General features: G+C 68.5%; 19 protein-coding genes. 9 read left to right on the top strand and 10 right to left on the bottom strand.

Translation table 11 applies throughout. The features are described from left to right. The first annotated feature begins 47 nt into the window (after nucleotides 1-47). Nucleotides 48-740, top strand: a complete 693-nt coding sequence (locus tag AB0J95_RS27250) for a TetR family transcriptional regulator (RefSeq protein ID WP_364763511.1) — start codon at nucleotides 48-50, stop codon at nucleotides 738-740. A 249-nt stretch (nucleotides 741-989) separates the two neighbouring features. Here the strand turns inward: AB0J95_RS27250 and AB0J95_RS27245 are convergent, their stop codons facing one another. From AB0J95_RS27245 to AB0J95_RS27220, 6 genes are read right to left on the bottom strand one after another with little or no spacing between them, the layout of a single operon-like run. Then, nucleotides 990-3,617: a fumarate reductase/succinate dehydrogenase flavoprotein subunit gene (locus AB0J95_RS27245; RefSeq protein ID WP_364763510.1), complete on the bottom strand. Its 2,628-nt coding sequence runs from the start codon at nucleotides 3,615-3,617 to the stop codon at nucleotides 990-992. After that, the gene (locus AB0J95_RS27240; protein ID WP_364763508.1) at nucleotides 3,614-4,333 is read right to left on the bottom strand and encodes an ABC transporter ATP-binding protein; all 720 of its coding nucleotides are present in this window, start codon (nucleotides 4,331-4,333) and stop codon (nucleotides 3,614-3,616) included. The genes AB0J95_RS27245 and AB0J95_RS27240 overlap by 4 nt, the downstream gene beginning before the upstream one ends. Continuing rightward, complete coding sequence (locus AB0J95_RS27235) at nucleotides 4,330-5,163, bottom strand: ABC transporter permease (protein WP_364763506.1); 834 nt, start codon at nucleotides 5,161-5,163, stop codon at nucleotides 4,330-4,332. Before AB0J95_RS27235 ends, AB0J95_RS27240 begins: the two co-directional genes overlap by 4 nt. Further along, the gene (locus AB0J95_RS27230; RefSeq protein ID WP_364763503.1) at nucleotides 5,160-6,479 is read right to left on the bottom strand and encodes an ABC transporter substrate-binding protein; all 1,320 of its coding nucleotides are present in this window, start codon (nucleotides 6,477-6,479) and stop codon (nucleotides 5,160-5,162) included. Before AB0J95_RS27230 ends, AB0J95_RS27235 begins: the two co-directional genes overlap by 4 nt. After that, complete coding sequence (locus tag AB0J95_RS27225; RefSeq protein WP_364763500.1) at nucleotides 6,476-6,703, bottom strand: 4Fe-4S dicluster domain-containing protein; 228 nt, start codon at nucleotides 6,701-6,703, stop codon at nucleotides 6,476-6,478. Before AB0J95_RS27225 ends, AB0J95_RS27230 begins: the two co-directional genes overlap by 4 nt. A 35-nt stretch (nucleotides 6,704-6,738) precedes the next feature. Next, nucleotides 6,739-7,497 (bottom strand): GntR family transcriptional regulator, encoded by a 759-nt coding sequence (locus AB0J95_RS27220; protein WP_364763497.1) that lies wholly within the window; start codon nucleotides 7,495-7,497, stop codon nucleotides 6,739-6,741. Between the two features lie 169 nt (nucleotides 7,498-7,666). Here AB0J95_RS27220 and AB0J95_RS27215 point away from each other — a divergent pair, with 169 nt between their 5' ends. The 3 genes from AB0J95_RS27215 to AB0J95_RS27205 are packed head-to-tail and all read left to right on the top strand — an operon-like array spanning nucleotide 7,667 to nucleotide 12,624. Next, nucleotides 7,667-10,732: a UvrD-helicase domain-containing protein gene (locus AB0J95_RS27215; RefSeq protein ID WP_364763494.1), complete on the top strand. Its 3,066-nt coding sequence runs from the start codon at nucleotides 7,667-7,669 to the stop codon at nucleotides 10,730-10,732. A gap of 9 nt (nucleotides 10,733-10,741) precedes the next feature. Further along, the gene (locus tag AB0J95_RS27210) at nucleotides 10,742-11,659 is read left to right on the top strand and encodes an MBL fold metallo-hydrolase (RefSeq protein WP_364763491.1); all 918 of its coding nucleotides are present in this window, start codon (nucleotides 10,742-10,744) and stop codon (nucleotides 11,657-11,659) included. 29 nt (nucleotides 11,660-11,688) lie between these two features. Further along, entirely contained in the window at nucleotides 11,689-12,624 is a 936-nt protein-coding gene (locus AB0J95_RS27205) for a hypothetical protein (protein WP_364763488.1), read from the top strand. On the opposite strand, the gene AB0J95_RS27200 is transcribed toward AB0J95_RS27205, so the two are convergent. Then, entirely contained in the window at nucleotides 12,616-13,362 is a 747-nt protein-coding gene (locus AB0J95_RS27200; protein WP_364763486.1) for a hypothetical protein, read from the bottom strand. The genes AB0J95_RS27205 and AB0J95_RS27200 overlap by 9 nt on opposite strands. Nucleotides 13,363-13,530: 168 nt before the next feature. Between AB0J95_RS27200 and AB0J95_RS27195 the strand changes: the two genes are divergently transcribed. The 4 genes from AB0J95_RS27195 (at nucleotide 13,531) to AB0J95_RS27180 (ending at nucleotide 18,451) form a co-directional block, all read left to right on the top strand. Continuing rightward, complete coding sequence (locus tag AB0J95_RS27195) at nucleotides 13,531-14,487, top strand: LysR family transcriptional regulator (RefSeq protein ID WP_364763483.1); 957 nt, start codon at nucleotides 13,531-13,533, stop codon at nucleotides 14,485-14,487. A gap of 80 nt (nucleotides 14,488-14,567) precedes the next feature. Beyond that, on the top strand, nucleotides 14,568-17,225 hold the full coding sequence (locus AB0J95_RS27190) for a LuxR C-terminal-related transcriptional regulator (protein WP_364763480.1): 2,658 nt from the start codon (nucleotides 14,568-14,570) through the stop codon (nucleotides 17,223-17,225). Further along, entirely contained in the window at nucleotides 17,212-18,105 is an 894-nt protein-coding gene (gene rarD / locus AB0J95_RS27185; RefSeq protein WP_364763477.1) for an EamA family transporter RarD, read from the top strand. Before AB0J95_RS27190 ends, rarD begins: the two co-directional genes overlap by 14 nt. Nucleotides 18,106-18,247: 142 nt before the next feature. Continuing rightward, on the top strand, nucleotides 18,248-18,451 hold the full coding sequence (locus AB0J95_RS27180) for a cold-shock protein (RefSeq protein WP_364763474.1): 204 nt from the start codon (nucleotides 18,248-18,250) through the stop codon (nucleotides 18,449-18,451). A 305-nt stretch (nucleotides 18,452-18,756) separates the two neighbouring features. On the opposite strand, the gene AB0J95_RS27175 is transcribed toward AB0J95_RS27180, so the two are convergent. From AB0J95_RS27175 to AB0J95_RS27165, 3 genes are all read right to left on the bottom strand, one after another. Then, nucleotides 18,757-20,418 (bottom strand): tetratricopeptide repeat protein, encoded by a 1,662-nt coding sequence (locus AB0J95_RS27175; protein ID WP_364763471.1) that lies wholly within the window; start codon nucleotides 20,416-20,418, stop codon nucleotides 18,757-18,759. Continuing rightward, nucleotides 20,310-20,966, bottom strand: a complete 657-nt coding sequence (locus AB0J95_RS27170) for a helix-turn-helix domain-containing protein (RefSeq protein ID WP_364763468.1) — start codon at nucleotides 20,964-20,966, stop codon at nucleotides 20,310-20,312. The genes AB0J95_RS27175 and AB0J95_RS27170 overlap by 109 nt, the downstream gene beginning before the upstream one ends. Nucleotides 20,967-21,268: 302 nt before the next feature. Next, on the bottom strand, nucleotides 21,269-21,406 hold the full coding sequence (locus tag AB0J95_RS27165) for a hypothetical protein (RefSeq protein WP_364763465.1): 138 nt from the start codon (nucleotides 21,404-21,406) through the stop codon (nucleotides 21,269-21,271). Nucleotides 21,407-21,472: 66 nt separating this feature from the next. Between AB0J95_RS27165 and AB0J95_RS27160 the strand changes: the two genes are divergently transcribed. Next, a complete protein-coding gene (locus AB0J95_RS27160) occupies nucleotides 21,473-22,273 on the top strand; it encodes an FAD-dependent monooxygenase (protein WP_364763463.1) in 801 nt (266 codons plus the stop codon). Nucleotides 22,274-22,302 lie beyond the last annotated feature (29 nt).

Raw genomic sequence — 22,302 nt, 5'->3', positions numbered from 1 at the left:
AATGGCACTCAGTGCCATCGCGCAAGTCGCCGTGCTAGTTTTCTGCCATGACGAGCGGGGTGCCCGATCGCAGGCGCAGGGTCCGTGAGGCGCTCACCGCGGCCGCGATCGACCTGTTCCAGGCGAAGGGCTTCGACGAGACGACGGTCGACGAGATCGCCGCGGCGGCCGGGGTCGGCAGGCGGACGTTCTTCCGGTACTTCCCGTCCAAGGAAGACGTGATCTTCCCCGACCACGAGGCGCGCCTGGTGCGGGTCGCCGAGGTGTTCGCCACCGCGTCGGCCGACGAGCCGCCGCTGTCGGTGGCCTGCCGCGCGGTGCACACCGTCCTCGAGGCATACATCGACGAGGGCGTTATCGCAGTACAGCGGTACCGCTTGACCCGCGACTTCCCACAGCTGCGCGCCCGCGAGATCGCCTCGGCGCACACCTACAACATCGCCGTCACGCGATACCTGCGCGACCGCGTGGGCGACGAACCCGAGGGCGCGCTCTGGGCCGAAGTCGCCGGCTCGGCCGTCGTCGCCGCCCACAACCACGTGCTGCGGCAGTGGCTGAAAGCGGGCGGCAAAGGCGACGCCCTGGGCAAGGCCGACCGCGCTTTCCGCTACATCCGCGAGACCCTCGGCGTCACCGCGGCCCGCGCGGACGACGGTGAGGACGTGGTCGTCGCGGTCCTCCGCCGCGGCATGCCACTCGCCAACGTCGTCCGCCGCATCGAGGACGCCCTCGAGCGTTGACACTGAGTGCCGTCTTTTCTGTCCTCGCTGTTTTTCTGTCCTCGCTTCGCTCGGACGGGGCTTGGCCGCCCGAAGCCGGTCATTTCGGCCCCGCGCCACGCGACCACCGTCGCGCTGGGACTGGTATCCAGCCGGGCTGGGCGACGGTGGGCGTGTCGCGGGGCCGAAATGACCGGCGCGGCCAAGCGGTGGTTGAGCGTTAGGGAATAGCCAACGCGGTGTTGGGCCTTGGGTGGAGTGGGCCGGGTGTTAGGTCGAAGTCAAGGCGTGTCTGGCGTAGGCGCGGACATCGGCGTCCTGGTCTTCCAGGGCTGCCTTCAGTTCCGGGGAAACCTGTTCCGCCCAGCGGGACAGGGACTGGACGGCGGCCTTTCTGACGTCCGCGTGGCTGTCGGACAGGGCGATCAGCAGGGGTTTTTCGGCGACTGTCCACTGTGCGGCGCCGAGGGCGCGGGCGGCGCCCTTGCGGACCTGCCAAGCATGATCCGTGATCGCCGCGGCGGCCAGATTGTCCAGTGGCGCAACACAATCCAGCAGCGCGGCGGCGTCGAGTGCGGCCGCGCGCACCAAGGCATCGAGATCCGTGGCCAGTTCGCCCAGTGCGACCACGCCGTCCGGGGAGCCCACCGCGCCGAGGCCCGCCGCCACCGCGACCCGGACCTCGCGGGACGAGTCGTGCCGCGCCCCCGCGAGCGCTTCTGTTGCGTCCACCGAGACAAGTCCGTGGATCGCCGCCACTCGCACCGCCGCACGCTCATCGGCCAGCGCGGCCGCGAAGATCTCCCGGTCACCCAGTCTTAGCGCCCTAAGAACCTCCAACGCGGTCGCCCGCACCTCAGGATCCGCGCCCCGCACCAGCAATGCGCGGAGTTCGGGTGTGGGCTGGATCACTTCGACCAGTTCCCGCAGGCCGTCCGCGGCGGCCACCCGGACCGTCGAATGCGGGTCGGCGAGCGCGGCGGCCAAAGCGAGGCCGAAGCCGTCGGGGGTGACCTCGGTGAGGACGGAGATCGCGGTCCGCCGGACGTCGGCGTCCACATCGGACAGGTACGGCTGGAGATCGTCCAGCGTTGGCGAGGCTTCGGTGAGCGCGAGGACCTCCAGCACGCGTGGCGACCGCGAGGCCTTGCGTTCCTGAGCCGCGATCGTGACGATGGTCGCCTGCGTGGTGATCACCTCGCCGAGGTCCTCGATGGGCGCGGTGTGATCGGGCGCGTACGGCACGGGCACGAGGTACTCGTTGATGGGGCGCTTGCGGAACTCCATCGTCCCGGTGGCGGACTTGCGCAGGTTCAGGTGGAACAGCCAGGAGTCATCGTTCTGCAGCGGATGGTCCAGGCGCTCGTGGTAGAGGCCCCAACGGCTTTCGGTACGCACCAAGGACGACCGTGCGGCCATCTCGGCGCAGTCCCGGATGAACGACACCTCGACGCACCGCATCAGCTCATGCGGCGTGCGGGCGCCCATCGCGGCGATCTCGTTCTCCATCCGGGCGAACGACTCCAGCGCGATCTCCAGCCGCGTCCCGCTCTTCGGCGGCGCCAGGTAGTCGTTGACGAACCGGCGCAGCTTGTACTCGACCTGCTGCTGCGGTGGACCGTCCGGATTGGACAGCGGGCGGAAGATCAGCTCCCGCGCCGCCTCGATCTGGTCCGCGGGCAACTCGACGTGCTCGCCCAGATGCGTGCTGGCGTGCGCGCCCGCGAGGTCGCCGAAGACGAACGCGCCGATCATGTAGTTGTGCGGCACGCAGGCCAGATCGCCCGCGGCGTAGAGACCCGGAACGGTGGTGGCCGCGTTCTCGTCGACCCACACACCGGAAGCGGAATGCCCACCGCAGAGCCCGATCTCCGAGATGTGCATCTCCACGTCGTGCGTCCGGTAGTCGTGGCCGCGTCCACTGTGGAATGTTCCTCGGGTGGGCCGTTCGGTGGTGTGCAGAATGTTCTCTAACGCTGTTAGAGTCTCGTCCGGCAGGTGGGTCAGCTTGAGGTAGACCGGCCCGCGCGAAGAGCCGATCTCCCGGGCGAACTCGGCCATCATCTGCCCGGACCAGTAGTCGCAGTCCACGAAACGGTCGCCCTCGGCGTTGACCTGGTAGCCGCCAAAGGGGTTCGCCACGTACGCGCACGCGGGACCGTTGTAGTCCTTGATCAGCGGGTTGATCTGGAAGCACTCGATCCCGGACAGCTCGGCGCCCGCGTGGTACGCCATCGAGTAGCCGTCGCCCGCGTTCGTCGGGTTCTCGTACGTGCCATAGAGGTAGCCGCTAGCGGGCAGGCCCAACCGTCCACATGCGCCGGTTGTGAGAATGACCGCACCCGCCGACACGGTCACAAGCTCGCCGGTTCGGGTGTTGAACCCAACTGCGCCAACAGCACGGCCGCCGGAAGTGAGCACGCGGACCGGCATGACCCGGTTCTCGATCTGGATGCGTTCGCGCATTTCCTTGCGCCGCAGCACCCGGTACAGCACCTTCTTGACGTCTTTGCCCTCGGGCATGGGCAGGACGTAGCTGCCGGACCGGTGCACCCGCCGCACGGCGTACTCGCCGTAGTCGTCCTTCTCGAACTTGACGCCGTAGCGTTCGAGCCGCTTGACCATGTCGTAGCCGCGGGTCGCGGTCTGGTAGATGGTTCGCTGGTTCACCACGCCGTCGTTGGCCTTGGTGATCTCGGCGACGTAGTCCTCTGGCGTCGCTTTGCCCGGGATGACAGCGTTGTTGACGCCGTCCATGCCCATCGCGAGCGCACCCGAGTGCCGGACGTGCGCCTTTTCCAGCAGCAGCACGGAAGAACCGTGCTCGGCCGCGGTGATCGCGGCCATCGTCCCGGCCGTGCCCCCGCCGATGACGAGCACATCGCAGGTCAGGTTCACTTCGCCACCCCAGAAAGGATCTCCGCACGCGCCGCTGCTGAGTCCGCGCCTTCGATACGGGCCGCAGGGGAGTCCACAATGGTCAGCAGGCGGCCATCCCGGCCGAGGACCGCGACCCGGTCGCCCAGGAACAAAGCTTCGTCCACGTCGTGCGTCACGAACACCACCGTCGTCGGATGTTGTTGCCACACCTCGACAAGCAGCCGTTGCATCGCGGTCCGGGTCTGCGCGTCCAAAGCGCCGAACGGTTCGTCAGCCAGCACAACTCGTGGAGTCCCGGCAAGCGTCCGCGCCAGTTGGACTCGTTGCCGCATGCCGCCGGACAGCTCCCGCGGCAGGCGGTGCTCGTACCCGGCCAGGCCGACCTGGGAGATCCAGGAGTCCGCACGTTCCCGGCGTTCCACTTTGGCGATCCGCCGGATGGCCAGCGGCAGCTCGACATTGCGCCGGACCGACCGCCACGGCAGCAGCCCATCGTCCTGGAACACCAAGGCGCGATCGCCGGAGGTCCCGCCGACCGGGACACCGTCGACCAGGATCCGGCCGCTCGATGGCGTCAGCAGCCCGGCGAGCGTACGGAGCAAAGTGGACTTCCCGCAGCCGGAAGGTCCCACCACGACAAGGATCTCCCCGGCGGCGATCTCCAGCGAGATGCCCTTGAGCACGCTGTCCGGGCCGTAGCCGACGTACAGCTGGTCGATGCTGAGCCTGCTCACTTCGCCTCCTCCCTTGGCAGCCACCGGGTCGCGCGCCGGCCGGCCAGTTCCACCAGGGCCGACGTCACCCAGCCCAGGATCCCGATGGTCAACATCCCGGTGAGCACGCCCGGGTAGTCGACGACCGTGTACGCCTGCCAGGTCCGGTACCCGACGCCGAACTCGCCGGAGATCATCTCCGCGGAGATGACACAGATCCACGAAACGCCCATGCCCACCGACAGTCCACTGAAGACACCCGGCAAAGCGCCTGGCAGGACAACACTCCACAGCACCCGCCACCGGCTCGCGCCCATGGTCCTGACCGCGTCCTCCCACACGGTCGGCAGCGCCCGTACGGCATGCCGCGTGCTCACCACCACCGGGAAGAACGCCGCCACGAAGGTGATGAAGATGATTCCCTGCTCGTTGCTGGGAAACAGCAGGATCGCGATCGGCACCAGGGCGATCGCCGGAATGGGCCGGACCACTTCGAGCAGTGGCTGGACCACGTCAGCGGTGGTCCGCGACCGTGCGATCGCTGTGCCGATGGCGACTCCGGCAACGGCGGCGAGGACGAACCCGGCGAGGATCCGGCGCAGGCTGTCGGCCAGATCCTGGTAGTACACCGACGTGCCGAGCTGGTACGTCAGGTCGTCGGCCACTTCCAACGGCGTCGGCAACCGGTCGAAGTTCAGCCAGAACTGGACGTCGTAGGAGGTCAGCAACTGCCAGACGACCAGCGCTGCCACGAGCGATCCAACGCGGATCAGCCAGCGGTAGCGGTGTTTCGCCGGACGGACCGCGACTGGTGGTGGCGCGGTGACTGGTGCTTCGGTGGTGGTGGTCATCGCGATCCTCGCAGTGCGTCGGAATAGCTCACGATCCGGGCGCCGGGATGCCCGCTCACGTAACGCTCGGCGCCGTCCTCGGTGGTGAACGGCAGGAACTCCTTGTCCCGCACCCAGATCGACTTGTCGGCGAACCAGCGGGTGCCGGTGTCGGTGGACGGGACGTAGGCCGCGCGGACCTTCCGGTCCCCGATCTGGCGCAACAGACACGTGGGGTTGGCGGCTGGGTGCGTCTGCGTCTCACCGACGAACCAGACCTCGCCCGCCTTCGCCGGATCGTCCACCGGGATCCCGCACACAGGATCCGTGCCGGTGATCCGCGCAGGTGGACCGGCCGGTCCGGTGCGTTGCAGCGCCGAGGGGTCCCAGAAGGCGTTGAGGTCCAGGCGTTTGATGTTGCCGATCGACGCCAGGAACGGAATGTCCTGGTCGAGCGCGTCCCTCAGCTCGGGCTTCAGGGCGGTGCCGAACGTGACCATCCCATTGGGACCGTTGTAGAGGTACACGACCTCGGGCGGCAGTCTGGTCTCCTTGGCGACCGACAGGGCCGCCTGCATGGGGTTCTGGTTCAGATAGTTGGTCGCGTCCGTCAAGGCCCGCAGAAACGCTTCCAGGACCTGGGGATGGTCGTTCGCGTACCGCTCCCGGACCACAACCCCGTGCCAGGTCGGCAGGTTCAGCGCGGCCCCGTCGTACAACAGCCGCGCCTGACCGGCGAACACGAGCTGCCCAGGCCAGGCCACGAACTGTCCCAGTGCGTCAACGCTTCCCGACTGCAGGGCCGAAGCGCCGACCGCGGGCACCTGGTTCTGGATGCGGAACCCAGTCACCCCGGCACGATCCAGCGCGTGCACAGTCGTCCCGTGCCCGGCCGAACCCACGCTCGCCGAGATCTTCTTGCCCGCCAGGTCCTTCAGGCCGTGGATCGATGATTTCGGCCCGACCACGACCATGTTCAGCGCGCCCCGCAGGTTGTACCCGGTGGCGGCGACGAGTTTGGTGTGCCCGTCGCCGAACTGCTGGTTGCGGGAGCCGTTGATCAGCATCGGGTAGTCGCCCATCGAGCCGATGTCGATCTTCCCGGCCACCATCTGCGCGGTGATCGGCGCTCCGGTCGAGTAGTCCTGCCAGACCACGCGGTACTTCGGCCCGAGCCGCTTCTCCAGATAACCCAGTGACCGCAACAAAGTTCCGGCGGTGACCGTGTTGATCGTCTTGGACTGGTAGCCGATCACGACGGTGGTCTGGTCGCTGGCGTTGCCAACTCCGCACGCTGTCAGTGCTAGCGCTAGCAACGCTGGGAATCCGCGTTTCATCGGAGCAGGTACGGCATGTTGACGGTGACCGCGCCGGTGGGGCAGCGCGCGGCGCACGGCCCGCAGTACCAGCACTCGTCCACATGCATGAACGCCTTGCCGGTCTCCGGGTTGATGGCCAGCGAGTCCAGCGGGCAGATGTCCACGCACAACCGGCAACCGGTGATGCACTGCGACTCGTCGATCGTCACGGGCACATCGGAACGGCCTTCGACCAGAGCCATAGGGGTACTCCTTGCCGTACGAATGAGTGAAGAAACTAGGCGCGCGAGACCGCGGCGCGCATCGTCAGCCGGTCGCCGCGGAACCGGATGAACTCGAGGTCGACCGGACGGCCGCATGCGAAGTGGCTCAACCGTTCGACCAGCAACAGCGCTGATCCACGTGGAACCTGCAAGATCATTGCGGAGTGCGGGTCGGCGTTGACCGCCTCCATGCCGACCTCGGCGCCGCCAAGCGCACGCTCGTGCACCTTTTCCAGCAGCCCGAAGATGTCCCGGTTGCGCAGGTCCTCGGCCAGCAGCGGCTCGCCCACGTCCATCGGCAGGTACGTCAGGTCCAGGGAAAGCGGCAGGTCGTTGAGCATGCGCAGGCGTTCGATGTAGATCACCTGGGCGCCTTCGGCCAGCCGCAGCCGGGACGCCACCACCCGGGGCGCGGTCACCGGGCCGGCCGTGCGCACCTCGTTTGTGACCGTGCCGTGCTCGTGCAGGGTCTCGGCCAGGCCCATCAGCCGGTCCAGGCCATGGGCGTACTTCCGGGCGACCACGACCGTGCCGATGCCCTGGTGGCGTTCGATCAGGCCATCGGATCGCAGCAGGTCGAGGGCCTCTCGCACGGTGTTGCGGGAGGCGCCGAACTCCTCGCCGAGCAAGCGCTCGTCCGGGAGTGGGCACGAGTCGTAGGCTCCGCGCAGGATCTGCTGGCGGATGACGTCCGCGACCTGGCGGGCCCGGTCCGCGCGCAGCCTCCGTCGCCCGGTGGTCTCACCGGGGTTGGGTGCTGTGTCGTGCGTCATGTCTTGAGCCCACCACGCTGATCAGGGACGTTGTGTTGCCGGACTGTTACGCCACCTTCGCCCACCGCTGATCAGCGCGGCCAGTGCGGTTTCGCCAGGTCCACCTGGTGAGACGGCTGGCAGGCGTGCCTTGCGCGGTGTTCACCGGTCGGCATGGCAGGATCCGTCGGTGCGTTATTACGCTGATCTCCACGTGCACTCGAAGTACAGCCGGGCCTGCAGCCGCGACTGTGACGTGCGGAACCTGGCGTGGTGGGCGCGGCGCAAGGGGATCACCGTGCTGGGCACCGGTGACTTCACGCATCCGGCCTGGGCCCAGGAGCTGCGCGAGACGCTGGAACCGGCCGAGCCGGGGCTGTTCAAGCTGCGCGACGACGTGGACGCCGAGGTGCTGCGCAAACTGCCGCCGAGCTGCCACGGCGAAGTGCGGTTCGTGCTGGAGGTCGAGATCTCGACCATCTACAAGCGCGACGACCGCACCCGCAAGGTCCACCACCTGTGCTACGTGCCGTCCTTCGAGGCCGCGGACCAGTTCACCGCCGCGCTGGCCAAGATCGGCAACCTGGGCTCGGACGGCCGCCCGATCCTCGGGCTGGACTCGCGCGACCTGCTGGAGATCACCCTGGAGTCCGGCGAGGGCTCGTACCTGGTTCCCGCGCACGTGTGGACGCCCTGGTTCGCCGTGCTGGGCTCGAAATCCGGGTTCGACGCGGTCGCCGACTGCTATGTGGACCTCGCGGACGAGATCTTCGCTGTGGAGACGGGGTTGTCCAGCGACCCGTACATGAACTGGCGAGTGTCCGGGTTGGACTCGTACACGCTGGTCTCCAACTCCGACGCGCACTCGCCGCCCATCCTTGGCCGCAACGCCACCGTTTTCGACACCGAGCTGAGCTACTTCGCCTTGCGGGACGCGTTGCGGGGCGGCGGCGGGTATGTCGGCACGGTGGACATGTTCCCCGAAGAGGGCAAGTACTTCCTGGACGGGCACCGCAAGTGCGATGTGCGGATGGAGCCCGAGGAGACCAAGCGGCACGGTCTGCTGTGCCCGACCTGCAACAAGCCACTGACTGTCGGTGTGCTGCACCGGGTCGAGGAGCTGGCCGACCGGGATGCCGGTGTGCGGCCGGCGAACGCGGGCTCGGCGTGGAGCATCGTTCCGCTGCCCGAGATCATCGGCGAGATCCTCAAGGTCGGGCCGAAGAGCAAGGCCGTCACCAAGGCGGTGGACGAGCTGGTCGGGTTGCATGGGCCGGAACTGCCGATGCTGATGGAGATCCCGCTCGAGGAGATCAAGGACGCCAAGGTGCACAAGGCGATCTCCCGGCTTCGCGCCGGACAGGTCCGCTGCGATCCCGGTTTCGATGGTGAGTACGGCGTGATCTCCTTGTTCGGCAAGGGAGAGCTGGACGCGCCCACCGACCAGGTGCCCGGCTTGTTCGACATGCCGGTCGTCGAAGAGGTCATCGTGCCGCGCCGGGTCGTCAAGACCAAGCCCACTGTGGACACTCCGGCTGCCGCGGAACCGGTTGTGGTCAAGCCTGCCGGTGCTCTGCTGGATGGCCTGGACCCCGACCAGCGCGCGGCCGCGTCCATTGTGGAGGGCCAGCTGCTGATCGTTGCCGGCCCCGGGACGGGCAAGACGCGGACGCTGACCCACCGGATCGCGCACCTGGTCAGCGATCATGACGTCGCGCCGGAAAACTGCCTGGCGATCACGTTCACCCGGCGGGCGGCCGAGGAGATGCGGGAACGGCTCGCGGCGCTGGTCGACGGCGACGTCACCGTTGCCACGTTCCACCAGTTCGGCCTGCGGATCCTGCGCGAGCAGCACGCTGTTCTGGGGCTGGCGCCGGACTTCTCGGTGGCGGACGAGTCGACGCGGCTGTCCGTGCTGCGGGAGATTCTCGGCGATGAGGCGCCGGGGCTGCGCAAGGCGCTGGAGGACATCTCGCGGGTCAAGCGGACCGTCGCGGCAGGCCTGGCGGCTTCGGCGGCCGGGGAGCTGCCGATGGGCGAGGAGATCGACGGCGACCTGATCGGGCTGGTCGAGCGCTATGACAAGGCGATGACCAGCCGGGACCTCGTCGACTTCGACGACCTGCTGGCGATGCCGGTGACGTTGCTGTCGCGGCAGATCGACCTCGTCGAGCACTACCGGGCGCGGTACAAGTGGATCTGCGTCGACGAGTACCAGGACGTCGACGAGCTACAGTACCGGCTGCTGCAGGAGCTCACGCCGCCGCACGGCAACCTGTGCGCGATCGGCGACCCGGACCAGGCCATCTACTCGTTCCGCGGCTCGGACGTCGGGTTCTTCCTGCGGTTCCAACGGGACTACCCGAACGCCCGCACGGTCCAGCTGACCCGCAACTACCGGTCGAGCCCGGTGATCGTGGCCGGTGCGGTGGCGGCCATCAAACCGTCGACCCTGGTGCCGGACCGCGACCTGCAGGCGATGCGGGAGGGCGGCCAGCGGATCGGCATCTACCCGGCCGCGTCCGAGGACGCCGAGGCGCAGTTCGTGGTGCAGACCATCGAGGAACTCCTTGGCGGGTCCTCGTTCCACTCCCGCGACTCGGGCCGGGTCTCCGGTGACGGCGTCCAAGGTGGACTGTCCTTTGACGACATCGCGGTGCTGTACCGGACGGATGCGCAGGCGCGGCCGGTGATGGAGGCGTTGTCGCGGGAAGGGCTGCCGTTTCAGAAGCGTTCGCATTCCCCGCTTTCCAAGCATGCCGGGGTGCAGGAGCTGCTGAAACATTTCGTGCCCGGGCCTGCTGAGACCATGTCTTTGTTGCGTCAGGCCGCCGCTTGCGCTGATCCTTCGTTGGGTGACGAGGTTTCGGATGCCCTCGAATTGCTGGCGCCGCTGGCTTCCAAGCGGTCACCCGAGTCCTTTGTGGCCGAACTGACACTCGGGGCCGAAGTGGACACCTGGGACCCGCGGGCGAACCGGATCTCGTTGCTGACCTTGCACGCTTCCAAGGGTTTGGAGTTCCCGGTGGTGTTCATCGTCGGCTGCGCCGCCGGGGTGCTCCCGATCCAGTGGGCCACTGAGGACGATGAGGAGCGGCGGCTGTTCTTCGTCGGCGTGTCCCGCGCGCAGACCCACCTGTACCTGAGCCACCGTGGCGAACCTTCGCCGTTCCTGCGCGCGTTGCACGACGACCGCCTGGTGGAACGTCTGGTCGGCAAGACATCGCAGCGGTCCAGGCAGCTCCGGTTGCTCTAGGTTGTCGGTATGAGCGAGCCAGGTCTGCACGAGATCGCGCCCGGGGTCCACGCGTGGATCCAGCCCGACGGCACGTGGTGGATCAACAACGCCGGTGCGATCGTCACGCCGGAGTCGACGATCCTGATCGACACCTGCGCCACCGCCCGCCGGACCACGCTGTTCCTCTCCGCGGTCCGTGCTGTCTCGGGCGACGCGCCGATCTCGTTCGCCGTGAACACCCACCTCCACGGCGACCACACCTACGGCAACATCCTGCTGCCCGCGTCGACCGCGATCGTGTCGCACCGGGCGACCCGCGACGGCCTGCTCGCCGACTTCCTGCTGAAGAACACCCCGCCGGTCTGGTCACCGACCCCCGACTGGGGCGTCACCGAGGTACGCGCGGCCACCGTCGTGCTCGACTCGTCGATGTCGCTGTTCGCCGGCTCCACCGAAGTCCAGCTCCACCACCCCGGCCACGCCGCGCACACCCAGGGCGACGTCGTGGCGTGGATTCCCTCCGCGTCGGTCCTGTTCACCGGCGACCTGATCTTCCACCAGGGCACACCCCTGGTGTTCATGGGCTCGATCCCCGGCGCGATTCGCTCGATCGAGTGGCTCCGGACCTTCCCCGCCGCGACGATCGTGCCCGGCCACGGCCCCCTCATCCGCGGCGAGGACTTCGGCGACATCCTGGACCTCCACCACCGGTACTACACGTTCATCCAGACCACCGCCGAAAACGCCCTGGCCAACGGCCGCACCCCACTCCAGGCCGCGCAGGAGGCCGACCTCGGCGAGTTCCAGCCCCTCGCCGACCCTGAGCGCATAGTCCTCAACCTCCACCGCGCCCTCGCCGAACTCCAAGCCACCGACCTCGACCTCCTCACCGCCTTCACCGACGCGATCACCTACAACGGCGGCCCCCTCCACACCCACGTGTAACTGTCGGTGTCCGCCGCTAACTTGTCCGGGTGACCGATGAGTGGAGAACCGAGCTCGGCGCCGAAGTGACTAGAACTCAGCTGAAGGCGCTGTACGGCGGTAGTGGCCAGCGCGGGATCGAGTTGCCAACGGCAACTCCGAACATCCTCGTGTTCACTGACCCCTCGGCAGGTGAGCAGCACGGATACCGCTATGACGGGTGGGATCCTGACGGCTCGGTGTACTACTACACCGGTGAAGGTCAACAGGGCGACCAGACTCTGACGTCGGGCAACAAGGCGATCTTGAACCATGAGGGCAATGGCAAGGCGCTGAGGTTGTTCAAAGCAACTGGTCGTGAGCTCAACCCGGGCGGCAAGGTGCATGCCTACTTGGGCGAGTTCGTTGTTGACGCTGAGCTGCCCTTCTACCGCGCGCCAGCGCCAGGTACTGGCGGTGGTCCCATGCGGCAGGTGCTTGTTTTCCGGCTGAAGCCGAAGGCTGAAGTGGTTCGAGTGTCGGGCGACGGTGCCCCACTTCGAAAGATTCAGCTCGTGCCGACCAGCTCGAATATCCCTTTGGAACAGTCGAACACAGATGAGTACGAGGTCTCTGCGCGGGAGGCCAACACAGCGAAGCGGCGAGAAGCTGACCTGGTGCGCCGGTACGAGGCCTGCCTCAAGTCGCAGGAGCATGTGGTGGGCCGACTACGGCTCAGGTTCGGCTCTACGTCGCTCTACACCGACCTGTTCGACCACACCGCGAACGAGCTGTACGAAGCCAAGGGCAGTGTCAGCCGAGTCATGCTGAGGTTGGCTGTTGGTCAGTTGCTCGACTACAGGCGCTACCTCGGGGAAGCGACCCCTCGACTGACCGTGCTGCTGCCGGAGCGGCCGTCTGACGACTCGCTCGACTACCTCGCCTCAGTCGACATGGACTGCGTTTATGCCACCGGCGAGTACACCTTTGAGCGACACTCAGCCTGACTCTTCGACCAGTTGGGTGAAGAGTTTCAGGGCGGCGGTGGTTTCGAGGGTGGGGCCGGGGTGGTTCCAGGCGGCGGCGCAGAGGACGCGGGCGCCGGCGGCCAGGGAGCTGAGGGGGCCGGGGTAGAGGCGGAGTTCGCCTTGGCTCACCGTCGCGATCCAGCCTTCGCACGACCAGTACCGGCTGTCGCAGTCGACGATCGGCTGGCGGCGGAAGAGGTCCCGGATGTCCGTCGCCACGAAGGTGGGGCGGAGCTGGGGTGGGGTGTGCAGGAGCTCGGTGAGGTCTGAGGTCGGTGTCAGCAGCAGGACGCTGGGGAGGCGGAGGGTTCGGGCTGCCGCGACGCACTTCAGCCTTCCCGTGATGACCAGGGGGCGGGGTGCGCGGGTGCGGTGGACCGCCGCGCGGATCAGTGGGGGGTAGGACGGTTCGCCCTCGGCACGGGTAGGCGCTGTGCCGAGGACGAACTCGTCCGACGGGCCGGGCACCAGGCCGCTGACCAGTCGCGCCGCCGCCTGCGACTGGGTGACGACCTGGCCGTGGTGAGCAGCGACGCCCAGGCCGGCCAGCAATGCGGTCACTCCCACCGGGGTGGAGGTGACGTTGTTTGTCAGGAATGCCACGCGGGTCAGTGCCCGCAGCGTTTCCCGCGCGTAGGGGATGAGCCCGCCGTCAGCGTCCAGTAATCCGTCCAGTTCGAAGAGGAAACCGTCATAAAGATCGACAAGTCTGGACATCGAGCTATTGGACTTCTGCGGTGAACCGGGACACCACTGCGACGTTACCCTTATCGCCCGGCGGCACAAGAGCCGGATTGGGAAATGAACGGGGTTTCGCATACTGTGTTCGGGGCGACCGAAGCGTCCAGTTGCGAACGCGAACGGCTTCGGAGGTGGGGCGGGGGTATGCGACTGGAGATCAGGCACCTGCGCACGGTGCTGGCGGTGGCGGAGGCGGGCTCGATCAGCCGCGCGGCGGCGATCCTGCAGGTCACCCAGCCGGGTCTGTCCTCCCAGCTGCAACGCATCGAGCGCGAGGTCGGCGGTCACCTGTTCCGCCGCGGCCGGGACGGCATCGTGGTCACCGAGCTGGGCAAGCACTTCATCGACGAGGCCCGCGAACTGGTCGAGCGGTTCGACCGGCTCGGCGCCGTCGGCGACCACCTCACCGGCCATGACCAGGAGAAAGTCATCCGGGTGGGCGGCATCGACAACCGCCTGACACCCACATTGGTGACGGTCGTGCGCGAAGTGCTCGCGGTGCCCGACGTGTCGAGCTGGATCGCCAACGAGGTCCGCCCGGTGATCGAGGCCCTCGGCACGAACAGCATTGATGTCGCCGTCCTGCACGAATTCCCGCGCTATCCCATCTATCTCGGCACCGGCATTGAACACCGGGTGCTGCTCGCCGAGCCGTTCTTCATCGGCCTGCCGGCCAACCACCCGCTTGCGACAGAAGACGAAATTGTCTTGGCCGACCTGGCCGAAGCCGAATGGGTACTGCCTCCGGACGACGAATCGGGCGGCCTGGCCAGCTTCCGGCTGGCGTGCGGCGCGGCCGGTTTCGTCCCCCAGGTACGCCACCGGGTGGCCAGCTCGGTGGCGGCCAGCCTGCTGGTCGGCAGCGGCGAGGCGGTCGGCTGCTACTTCCCGACCGCCGAACCCCGCGGTGACGTGGTCCTTCGCCCGATCGCGGGCAACCCGCACTACCGGAGGCTGCTGGTCGCCTGGCGCGGCGACTCGCTCATCGCACCGGTCGCCGACCAGGTCTACGAACGCATGCTGGCCCGCTACCTGGAGGTCATGCGGTCCTCGCCGGTATACGCCAAGTGGTGGAGTTCCCGCGAGGAGGACCAATCATAATCGCGGAGTTATGGATATTTGTTAGTACCGCCGAATGGCCGCACTGATATTCTCCATGGACGTGCCTTGCGGGGGTTGTCATGACTGAGGTTCTGGACGGAAAAAATGGCAGGCCCGAATTCAGGGCCGGAACCGGGGAATTTCGGAACCGAATAACCTGTGTCGAGGGCAGGCTCGGAACCGGAAAGACCACCCTGCTGGCCGAAATGGCCCGGCAGGCCGAGGCGGCCGGCGCGCGGGTGATGACCGCCCAGGGTTCGCTGTCCGAGGCCGACTTCCCGTTCGGCGTGGTCGACCAGCTGTTCGCCGGCAAGCTCGACGACTTCGAGCTGACCGACATGCATCGCGCGCTTCGCTACCTGTCCCGGTACCTGCGCACGCTCGCGACCAGCCAGCCGGTGTTCATCGGCGTGGACAACGTCGACAAGGCCGACGAGCCGAGCCTCCGCTGGCTGACGTTCATGCGCCGCAGGCTCGCCGACCTGCCGGTGACCATGGTGCTTACGTGCGGCCCGGTCCGCTCCAGCCTGGTGAACGAGCTGACCGGCCCGGTCGAGCGGATCACCCTGACCGGCCTGGAACCGGCCGGCTGCGCGCGCATGATCGGCCCGTCCTCCGAGGAGTACCTGCACGCCTGCTACCTCGCCACCGGCGGCAACCCGTACCTGCTGCGCGAGCTGATGGCCGCCGCCACCCCGCGCACCCCGGAAGGCATCGAACTGGCCGCGGCGGCGATCGCCGACAGCCTGGTCCCGCGGCTCGCCGGGTACGGCCCGCACCTGGTGGCGCTGGCCAAGGCCGTCGCCCTGGCCGGACCGGCCGACATCGGGCTGGCCGCCGAGGCCGCCGGGCTGGACGTCAAGGTCGCCACCTCGGCCGCGCGGCTGCTCGCCGACCTCGGCTTCGTCGGCGAGGAACCGCTGGCCATCACCTACCCGATCGCCCGGTCCGCCCTGCTGCACACCATGACCAGTCCCGAACGCGAGGCCGCGCACGCCCGCGCGGCCCGCCACTTCCACCGCCGCGGCGAGTGCGCCGGCGAGCACCTGCTGGCCAGCGGCCCGATCGGCGCGGACTGGGTGATCCAGGCCCTGCGCGAGGCCGCCCGCACCGAGCCCAGCCCGGACAGGGCCATCCGCTACCTCCGCCGGCTGCTGCAGGAACCGTTGCCGGACAACGGGATGCGCGCGGAGATCATGGCCGAGCTGGGCGCGCTGGAGAGTCACCTCGACCCGGAGGCCGCGTTCGAGTCGCTCAAACGCGCCCGCACCCAGGTCACCGACCCGGTCGACGAGGCCAAGCTGACCCTCACGCTGGCCTACGAGATCGCCGAACGCCAGGACCGCGGCCGCGCGGTGGCCGCGCTGGACCGGGGTTCCGCGTCGATCGCGGGCGTCGACCGTGACCTCAGCCATGCCCTGCAGCTGTACGCGGCCAGGCTGATCCTCGAAGAGTCCTGTGTGGACAAGGAACTGCCCGCGCGGTTCGCGTCCCTGCAGGCCGAACCGGTGATGTCCGTGCGCAACGAGCTGTTCCTGGCCGCGCTGCTGGCGTTCCGCGACTGCCTGCGCGGCGACGACCCCGAGCGCGCCGCCATGCTGACCAGGGGCGCGCCGGTGAACCTGGTGGAGGGCGCGGTCGGCGACATCATCGACCGGGCCACCTTCACCCATCTGGTGATCACGTTGATGATCGCCGACGAGCTGGACCTGGCGCTCAAGCTGTGCGACGAGGCGCACTCGCTCACCGCCGACCGCGAGGTCCCGGTGGCCGCCGCCCAGGTGCACTCGCTGCGCGCGCACATCTACCTCAGGCTCGGCCGCCTGGCCGAGGCCGAGTCCGCCGGGCTGGCCGCGCTGCGCATCTTCGACCAGCTCAAGCTCGGCCGGCAGCGGGTGGTGACGCTGGCGGTCACCGCGCTCTGCTCGACCTGGGCGGAGATGGGCGACCCGGCCCGCGGCGCCGAGCTGTTCGCGTTGCACCGGCTGGACGGGATGGTGCCGGACGCTCGCCGGTTCGACCGCGTGCTCTACCACCGCGGCATCGTCCGGTCCCGGCTCGGCGACCACGGCGGCGCCCTGCTCGACCTGATCGAGTGCGGCAAACGCCTGCAGAAACGCGGAGTTCTCAATCCCGGCGGCACGGCCTGGCGGTCGCACGCGGCCGAGGAGTACCTCGCGCTCGGCCGTCCCGCGGACGCGGCGCGCCTGGCGCAGGAGGAGGTCGCGCTGGCCCGGCGGTGGGGACGGCCCCGGGCGCTCGGCGTCGCGTTGCGCGTGGCCGGGCTGGCGGCGCAGGACAAGGCCCAGGGAGGGGAGCTGCTGGCCGAGTCGGTGCGGGTGCTCAGCGCCTCACCGGCTCGGCTGCAGCTGGCCCGCTCCCTGCTCAGCTGGGGCGCGGTGCTGCCGCCGGCCGAACGCCGCCCGGTGTTCCGGCGGGCACACGACCTGGCCAAGGCGTGTGGCGCGATCCCGATCATGACGTCGGCCGCCAACGAGTTGCGGGCCGCGGGCGGCAGGCGGTCCCGGCGCGACTCGCTGGCGCTGACCGACCAGGAACTGTGCGTGGCGTCGATGGCCGTCAAGGGGCGGACCAACCGGGAGATCGCGGCCGAGTTGTACGTCACCCAGCGCGCGGTCGAACAGCACCTCACCAAGGCGTACCGGAAGCTGGGCATCGCCGGACGCGCGGAACTGCCTGGCGCGCTGCGTGGACACTGGACGGGTGGAGAACCGTAAGGGACTGATGTACGCGGTCACCGCGTACGCGCTGTGGGGTGTGTTCCCGCTGTACTTCGCCGCGCTCGAACCGGCGGGGCCGCTGGAGGTCCTGGCGCACCGGGTGCTGTGGACCGCGGTGTTCGGCGTGCTCACGTTGCTCGCGCTGCGCCGGTTGCCCGGGCTGGGCAAGGCGTTCCGGTTCAAGCTGTTGCTGGCCGCGGTCGCGATCGCGGTGAACTGGCTGACCTATGTGTACGGTGTGCATTCCCACCAGGTGGTGGAAACGTCGCTGGGGTATTTCCTCAATCCACTTCTGACTGTCGTTCTTGGAGTGACCGTGCTCAGGGAACGCTTACGCCCCATGCAATGGATCGCGGTGGGCATCGGGCTGGCGGCGAGCGTCGTGCTCACCGTCGACTATGGACGGTTACCGTGGATCGCCATCACGCTGGCTGTCGCATTTGGAACCTACGGACTGCTGAAGAAGTCGATTCCGGTTCCGGCCCTTGAAGGCGTCACGGTCGAAACCCTCTTCATCGCTCCAGCCGCACTGGTGTACCTGCTCTGGTTCGCCGGGCCGGGCGGGACCACGTTCGGCAGCGGATCCGCCTGGCACACCGTGCTGCTGATGCTCGCCGGGCCGATCACCGGCATCCCGCTGCTGCTGTACGCGGGAGCCGCGCGCCGGCTGCCCCTGACCGTCACCGGCCTGCTGCAGTACATCACCCCGGTCCTGCAGCTGACCCTTGGCCTGACGGTGTTCGGCGAACCGATGCCGCTGCCGCGGTTGCTCGGGTTCGGGCTGGTCTGGGTGGCTCTCGCGGTGCTCAGCGTGGACGGTCTGCGCGCCGGCCGGCGCCGCCGCGGCGCCCAAACCGTGCTCCAGGCCAGTAACTGACAGTTTTCTGCCCTGGTCAGATGTACTTTTTCGATCAAATGTCCTGGCCAGCTATGCCTCGGTCGTCCTGTGATGGCAGTATGGACGGCGGTCGCGGGTTTTCGCTGTGAGGACCTGGACTGTCTTTCAGGGAGATAGTGGTATGGCGCAAGGCACCGTTAAGTGGTTCAACGGCGAGAAGGGCTTCGGGTTCATCGAGCAGGACGGCGGCGGCGCCGACGTGTTCGTGCACTACTCGGAGATCCAGGGTTCGGGCTTCCGTACGTTGGACGAGGGCCAGCGTGTTGAGTTTGAGATCGGTCAGGGCCAGAAGGGCCCGCAGGCCCAGGGCGTGCGCGCGATCTGATCAGCACTTCGTGGCATGGGCCCGCACCGCGAGGTGCGGGCCCATCCCCGTTCTAGTGCCCCGCGCCGGAAGTCCGCCGCCGCCTCGACGGCCCAGCTTCGCGGCCACATCTCGACAGCGGGGCCGCACGGCCGGAAGGCCCTGGTACAAGCCGGTACAAGCGACCTCCCGTCCGCACCGCCGTGCTGATCAACCCCGGCTGGGAACCTGGATCCGCCGAACAAAGGGGCCGGACCTCCGGCGCGAGACACCAGCCAGTTGGTTCACATGGCAACTGTCTCCGGACGGGCCACTGGCCAGTTGGTTCACATGGCAAGCTTCGCGGCCACGTCGGCCGCCCTGGGGTGACGCAGACAGTCCAAAATGTCCTTGGCGGCCAGCCAGGACCGCCGGGCCGACCCGGCGTCCTGTTCGGCCAGTTGGACATCGCCGAGGTTGTTGAGCGACAGCGCCTCGAAGTACGCCGAGCCCAGCTCCCGGAAGGCCTCGATGGCCAGCCGGTAGTTCGCCGCCGCCCGCCGGTGGTCACCCGACCGGTGGTGGATGAACCCCAGGCTGTCGCGGACGGCGGCCTGCATGTGCCGGTCGCCCGCGCGTTCGGCGATCTCCAGCGCCTGGTGGCACAGGCCCAGCGCGGCCTGGTAGTCGCCCAGGTGGGCGGTCGTCCATCCCAGACCGTTCAACGTGCTGGCCTCGCCGAGGATGTGCCTGCTCCACCGGAACAGGGCCAGCGCCTGCCGGTGGTGGGCCATCGCCCGTTCGTAGTCGGTCTTCTCCTGGTACGCCCAGGCCAAATGGCGGTGTGCCAACGCTTCCCCGGCGCGGTCGCCGAGCCGCCCGTACAGCTCGATCGCCTGCTCGGCGTGCATCTCGGTCTCGTGGTACTCGGTCAGGCTGTAGTAGACGTGCGCGAGCAGCCGGTGCGCATCCGCCTGCGCCGCTTCGTCACCCAGCTCGACCGCGGTCCGCAACGCGATCTGCTGCGTGTTGACCCAGTCCTGCCAGTGTCCGCGCAGCCTCAGGTAGCCCGCGAGCGCGCGGGGCAGCTGCCAGGCGTGCCGCGGCCAGCCGCCCTCCCCGGCGACCTGGACGCAGGCGAGCATCGCCTGGTGCTCCTCGTCGAACCACTTGATGGTCTTGGGGTAGTCGGCGAACTCGCGGGGCCGCGCACCGGCCACGGCAGCGTCCACTTCGAACCCGGCCTGGTTGCTGTACAGCCGCCGGTCGCCCGCGATCGCGCTGTGCAGGTAGTGGTCGAGCACGCGCCGCACCGCCGCTTCGCGCTCGTCCTCGGGCTCGTCGAGCTCGGCGCGTTCGGCCGCGTACACCCGCAACAGGTCGTGGCAGCCGAACCGGCCCGGGCGGTGTTCGGTCAGCAGGTGCGCGCGGACCAGCTCGGCGAGGTCCTTGCGGGCCCGGCTCAGCTCGGTCCCGGTGAGCGCGGCCGCCGCGTGCAGCCCGATGTCCGGCCCGGGGAACACACCGAGCAGCCGGAACAGCCGGGCCGCGGTCAGGCTGAGGCCCTGTGACGACCACGAGAACACCGTGCGCAGGTCGATGTCGGTCGCGCCGAGATCCAGGCCGTCGAGGCGTGCGTTCTGCAGGTCCAGCACCAGGTCCTGCAGCGGGGTCGGGAACTCCTGGTTGACCCGGGAGGCCAGGATGCTCAGCGCCAGCGGCAGGCCGGCGGAGAACTTGACCAGCTCGGCGGCCGCGTCCGGCTCGGTCTCGATGCTCTCCGCGCCGAGCCGCGAGGCCAGCAGCTGCTTGCTGTCGGCGAGGGTGAACAGGTCGAGCGTCCGGCGTTGCGCGCCTTCCACCGCGATCAGGCCGTTCAGCCGGTCGCGGCTGGTCACGATCACGCCACAGGTCGGGCTGCCGGGCAGCAGCGGGCGGACGTGTTCGGTGTCGCGGACGTTGTCGAGAACCACGAGGACCTTGCGGTGGGCGAGCAGGCTGCGGAACATCGCGCGCGCTCGTCCTCCTCCGGCGGGATCGCCTGCGGAGCCACGCCGAGGTCCTGGAGGAACCCTCGCAGCACCCTCCCGGGCTCCACCGGTGCCTGCGGACCGAACCCGCGCATCCCGGCGTACAGCTGCCCGTCGGGGTAGCGGTCCTGAATTTGTTGCGCCCAGTGCAACGCGAGTGTTGTCTTGCCCACACCCGCGGTCCCGCTGATGATCGCGATCATCATCCGGTTCGTGACGAGCATCTCGTCCAGCGCGCGCAGATCCTCGTCCCGGCCCACCAGCCTCGGGTCGTGCGCCGGCAGCTGGCGCGGCGTCGGCCGCTGCCCGGCCTTCGGGGCCGCCCGCGGCACCAGCTCGACCAGCCTGCCACCAGTACCCAGCTCGTCGTCGCAGCGCTTGGCCAGCTCGACCGACGCGGGCCGCAAGCCGTTCTCGATCTTGCTGAGATACCCCGTGTTGTAGTGCACACGGGCGGACAGCTCCCGCAGCGACCAGCCCGCCGCCTGCCGTGCCTCCCGCAGCGCGGCACCGAACCCGCTGGTCATCGCGCCCCTCCAGTTGCCTATCGGCGAGGCAACGGTCAAACCCTGCCGTTGACCGCCCCGGTCAGGTGATAGTTGAAAGCACAAGCGTGCCAACCGGCAAGGCCTTAAGGCAACGGTAGTAGTACCGGCGCTGGTCCGTACACGCATCAACCAGGACGGCGCCTCCACACCGGGACGGGTTGGCAGGTGGCCGGCGGCTGTCGGTGTCCCCAGCACCAGCCGCCAAGACGGGAAGGGCCTGCGTCAGTTTCACCCCCAAACTGACGCACGCCCTTCCCACTTTTATCTGTGGTACCGGAAGTTCAGCTCTCCCGACGGGCGTAGTCGCCGATGCCCTCGCTGATCATGTGCTGGGCCACACTCAGCCAGTGCCTGAACGCAGTGCGCTGCTCCGCTTCGGGATGAGCGCGGATGTAGGCCATCACGTCTGGTGAGGCCATGGTGCGATAGACCGTGATCAGCTGGGCGGCGGCGATGCGCTACTGATCGATTCCCTGCCCACGGGCATGATCACCTGGGGCGCCACGGTCACCGGCGTCACGCCTTTGCCTGACGGTCGCCACCGGGTGAGCCTGGCTGATGGCGCCCACCATGACGCTGACCTGGTGATCGCCTGTGACGGCATCCGCTCGCACGCCCGCTCTCTGGTCACCGGCGAACAACCCACCTACAGCGGCATCACCTTCATCCACGGCGATCTCCGCGACCCCGGACCCGGCTCGTTCGTCGCCCGCAACACCGGGGAGGGCATCCTGCATGCCCTGGGCGACAACAAGGCGATCCTGGCCCAGCGAGCAGCCGACCGGTCGGTGCGCGTCTACTTCGCCCTCCGCACCCCAGAAGACCCGGCCCGAACCCTGGGTGACCGGTTCGCCGACACCGCGGCCGTGCGGGCTCACCTGCGCGAAACCTTCGCCGGCTGGAGCCCTGACCTGCTGAGTGCCCTGGACGAGATCGACACCGACTTCGCCTACTGGCCGCTCTACGGGCTGCCCGCGCATCAGCACTGGCAGCCCCACACCGGGATCACGCTGCTGGGCGACGCGGCCCACGTCATGCCGCCCTTCGGCGGCCAGGGCGTGAACATGGCGCTGCTTGACGCCGTCGAGCTCGTCCACACCCTGTTTTCCCCGCAGTGCACAACGATCGACGAGGCCATCGTGGTGTTCGAGCAGGCCATGCTCGATCGCATGGCCGGCGCGATCCTCGACGCCGACGCCGGCGGTGAGATGCTGCTGAGCCCGGCGGGAACGGCGCCGCTGCTGGATCACTTCGCCGCCGCGGCGGCCGCGGAAGCCGGGCAGTGACGATTTCCGGTCAAGGGTCCGGCACGCTT

This window comes from Actinocrispum sp. NPDC049592 (genome assembly GCF_040675465.1).
Classification (GTDB): Bacteria; Actinomycetota; Actinomycetes; order Mycobacteriales; family Pseudonocardiaceae; genus Kibdelosporangium.
This window is presented reverse-complemented; position numbering and strand designations above follow the sequence as displayed.

Bases quoted from the DNA above. Each gene is read 5' to 3' on its own strand.
- AB0J95_RS27250 (WP_364763511.1), top strand. From the start codon at position 48: ATGACGAGCGGGGTGCCCGATCGCAGGCGCAGGGTCCGTGAGGCGCTC.
- AB0J95_RS27235 (WP_364763506.1), bottom strand. From the start codon at position 5,163: ATGACCACCACCACCGAAGCACCAGTCACCGCGCCACCACCAGTCGCG.
- AB0J95_RS27230 (WP_364763503.1), bottom strand. From the start codon at position 6,479: ATGAAACGCGGATTCCCAGCGTTGCTAGCGCTAGCACTGACAGCGTGC.
- AB0J95_RS27225 (WP_364763500.1), bottom strand. From the start codon at position 6,703: ATGGCTCTGGTCGAAGGCCGTTCCGATGTGCCCGTGACGATCGACGAG.
- AB0J95_RS27220 (WP_364763497.1), bottom strand. From the start codon at position 7,497: ATGACGCACGACACAGCACCCAACCCCGGTGAGACCACCGGGCGACGG.
- AB0J95_RS27210 (WP_364763491.1), top strand. From the start codon at position 10,742: ATGAGCGAGCCAGGTCTGCACGAGATCGCGCCCGGGGTCCACGCGTGG.
- AB0J95_RS27200 (WP_364763486.1), bottom strand. From the start codon at position 13,362: ATGTCCAGACTTGTCGATCTTTATGACGGTTTCCTCTTCGAACTGGAC.
- AB0J95_RS27195 (WP_364763483.1), top strand. From the start codon at position 13,531: ATGCGACTGGAGATCAGGCACCTGCGCACGGTGCTGGCGGTGGCGGAG.
- AB0J95_RS27190 (WP_364763480.1), top strand. From the start codon at position 14,568: ATGACTGAGGTTCTGGACGGAAAAAATGGCAGGCCCGAATTCAGGGCC.
- AB0J95_RS27180 (WP_364763474.1), top strand. From the start codon at position 18,248: ATGGCGCAAGGCACCGTTAAGTGGTTCAACGGCGAGAAGGGCTTCGGG.
- AB0J95_RS27175 (WP_364763471.1), bottom strand. From the start codon at position 20,418: ATGTTCCGCAGCCTGCTCGCCCACCGCAAGGTCCTCGTGGTTCTCGAC.
- AB0J95_RS27170 (WP_364763468.1), bottom strand. From the start codon at position 20,966: ATGACCAGCGGGTTCGGTGCCGCGCTGCGGGAGGCACGGCAGGCGGCG.
- AB0J95_RS27165 (WP_364763465.1), bottom strand. From the start codon at position 21,406: ATGGCCTCACCAGACGTGATGGCCTACATCCGCGCTCATCCCGAAGCG.
- AB0J95_RS27160 (WP_364763463.1), top strand. From the start codon at position 21,473: ATGATCACCTGGGGCGCCACGGTCACCGGCGTCACGCCTTTGCCTGAC.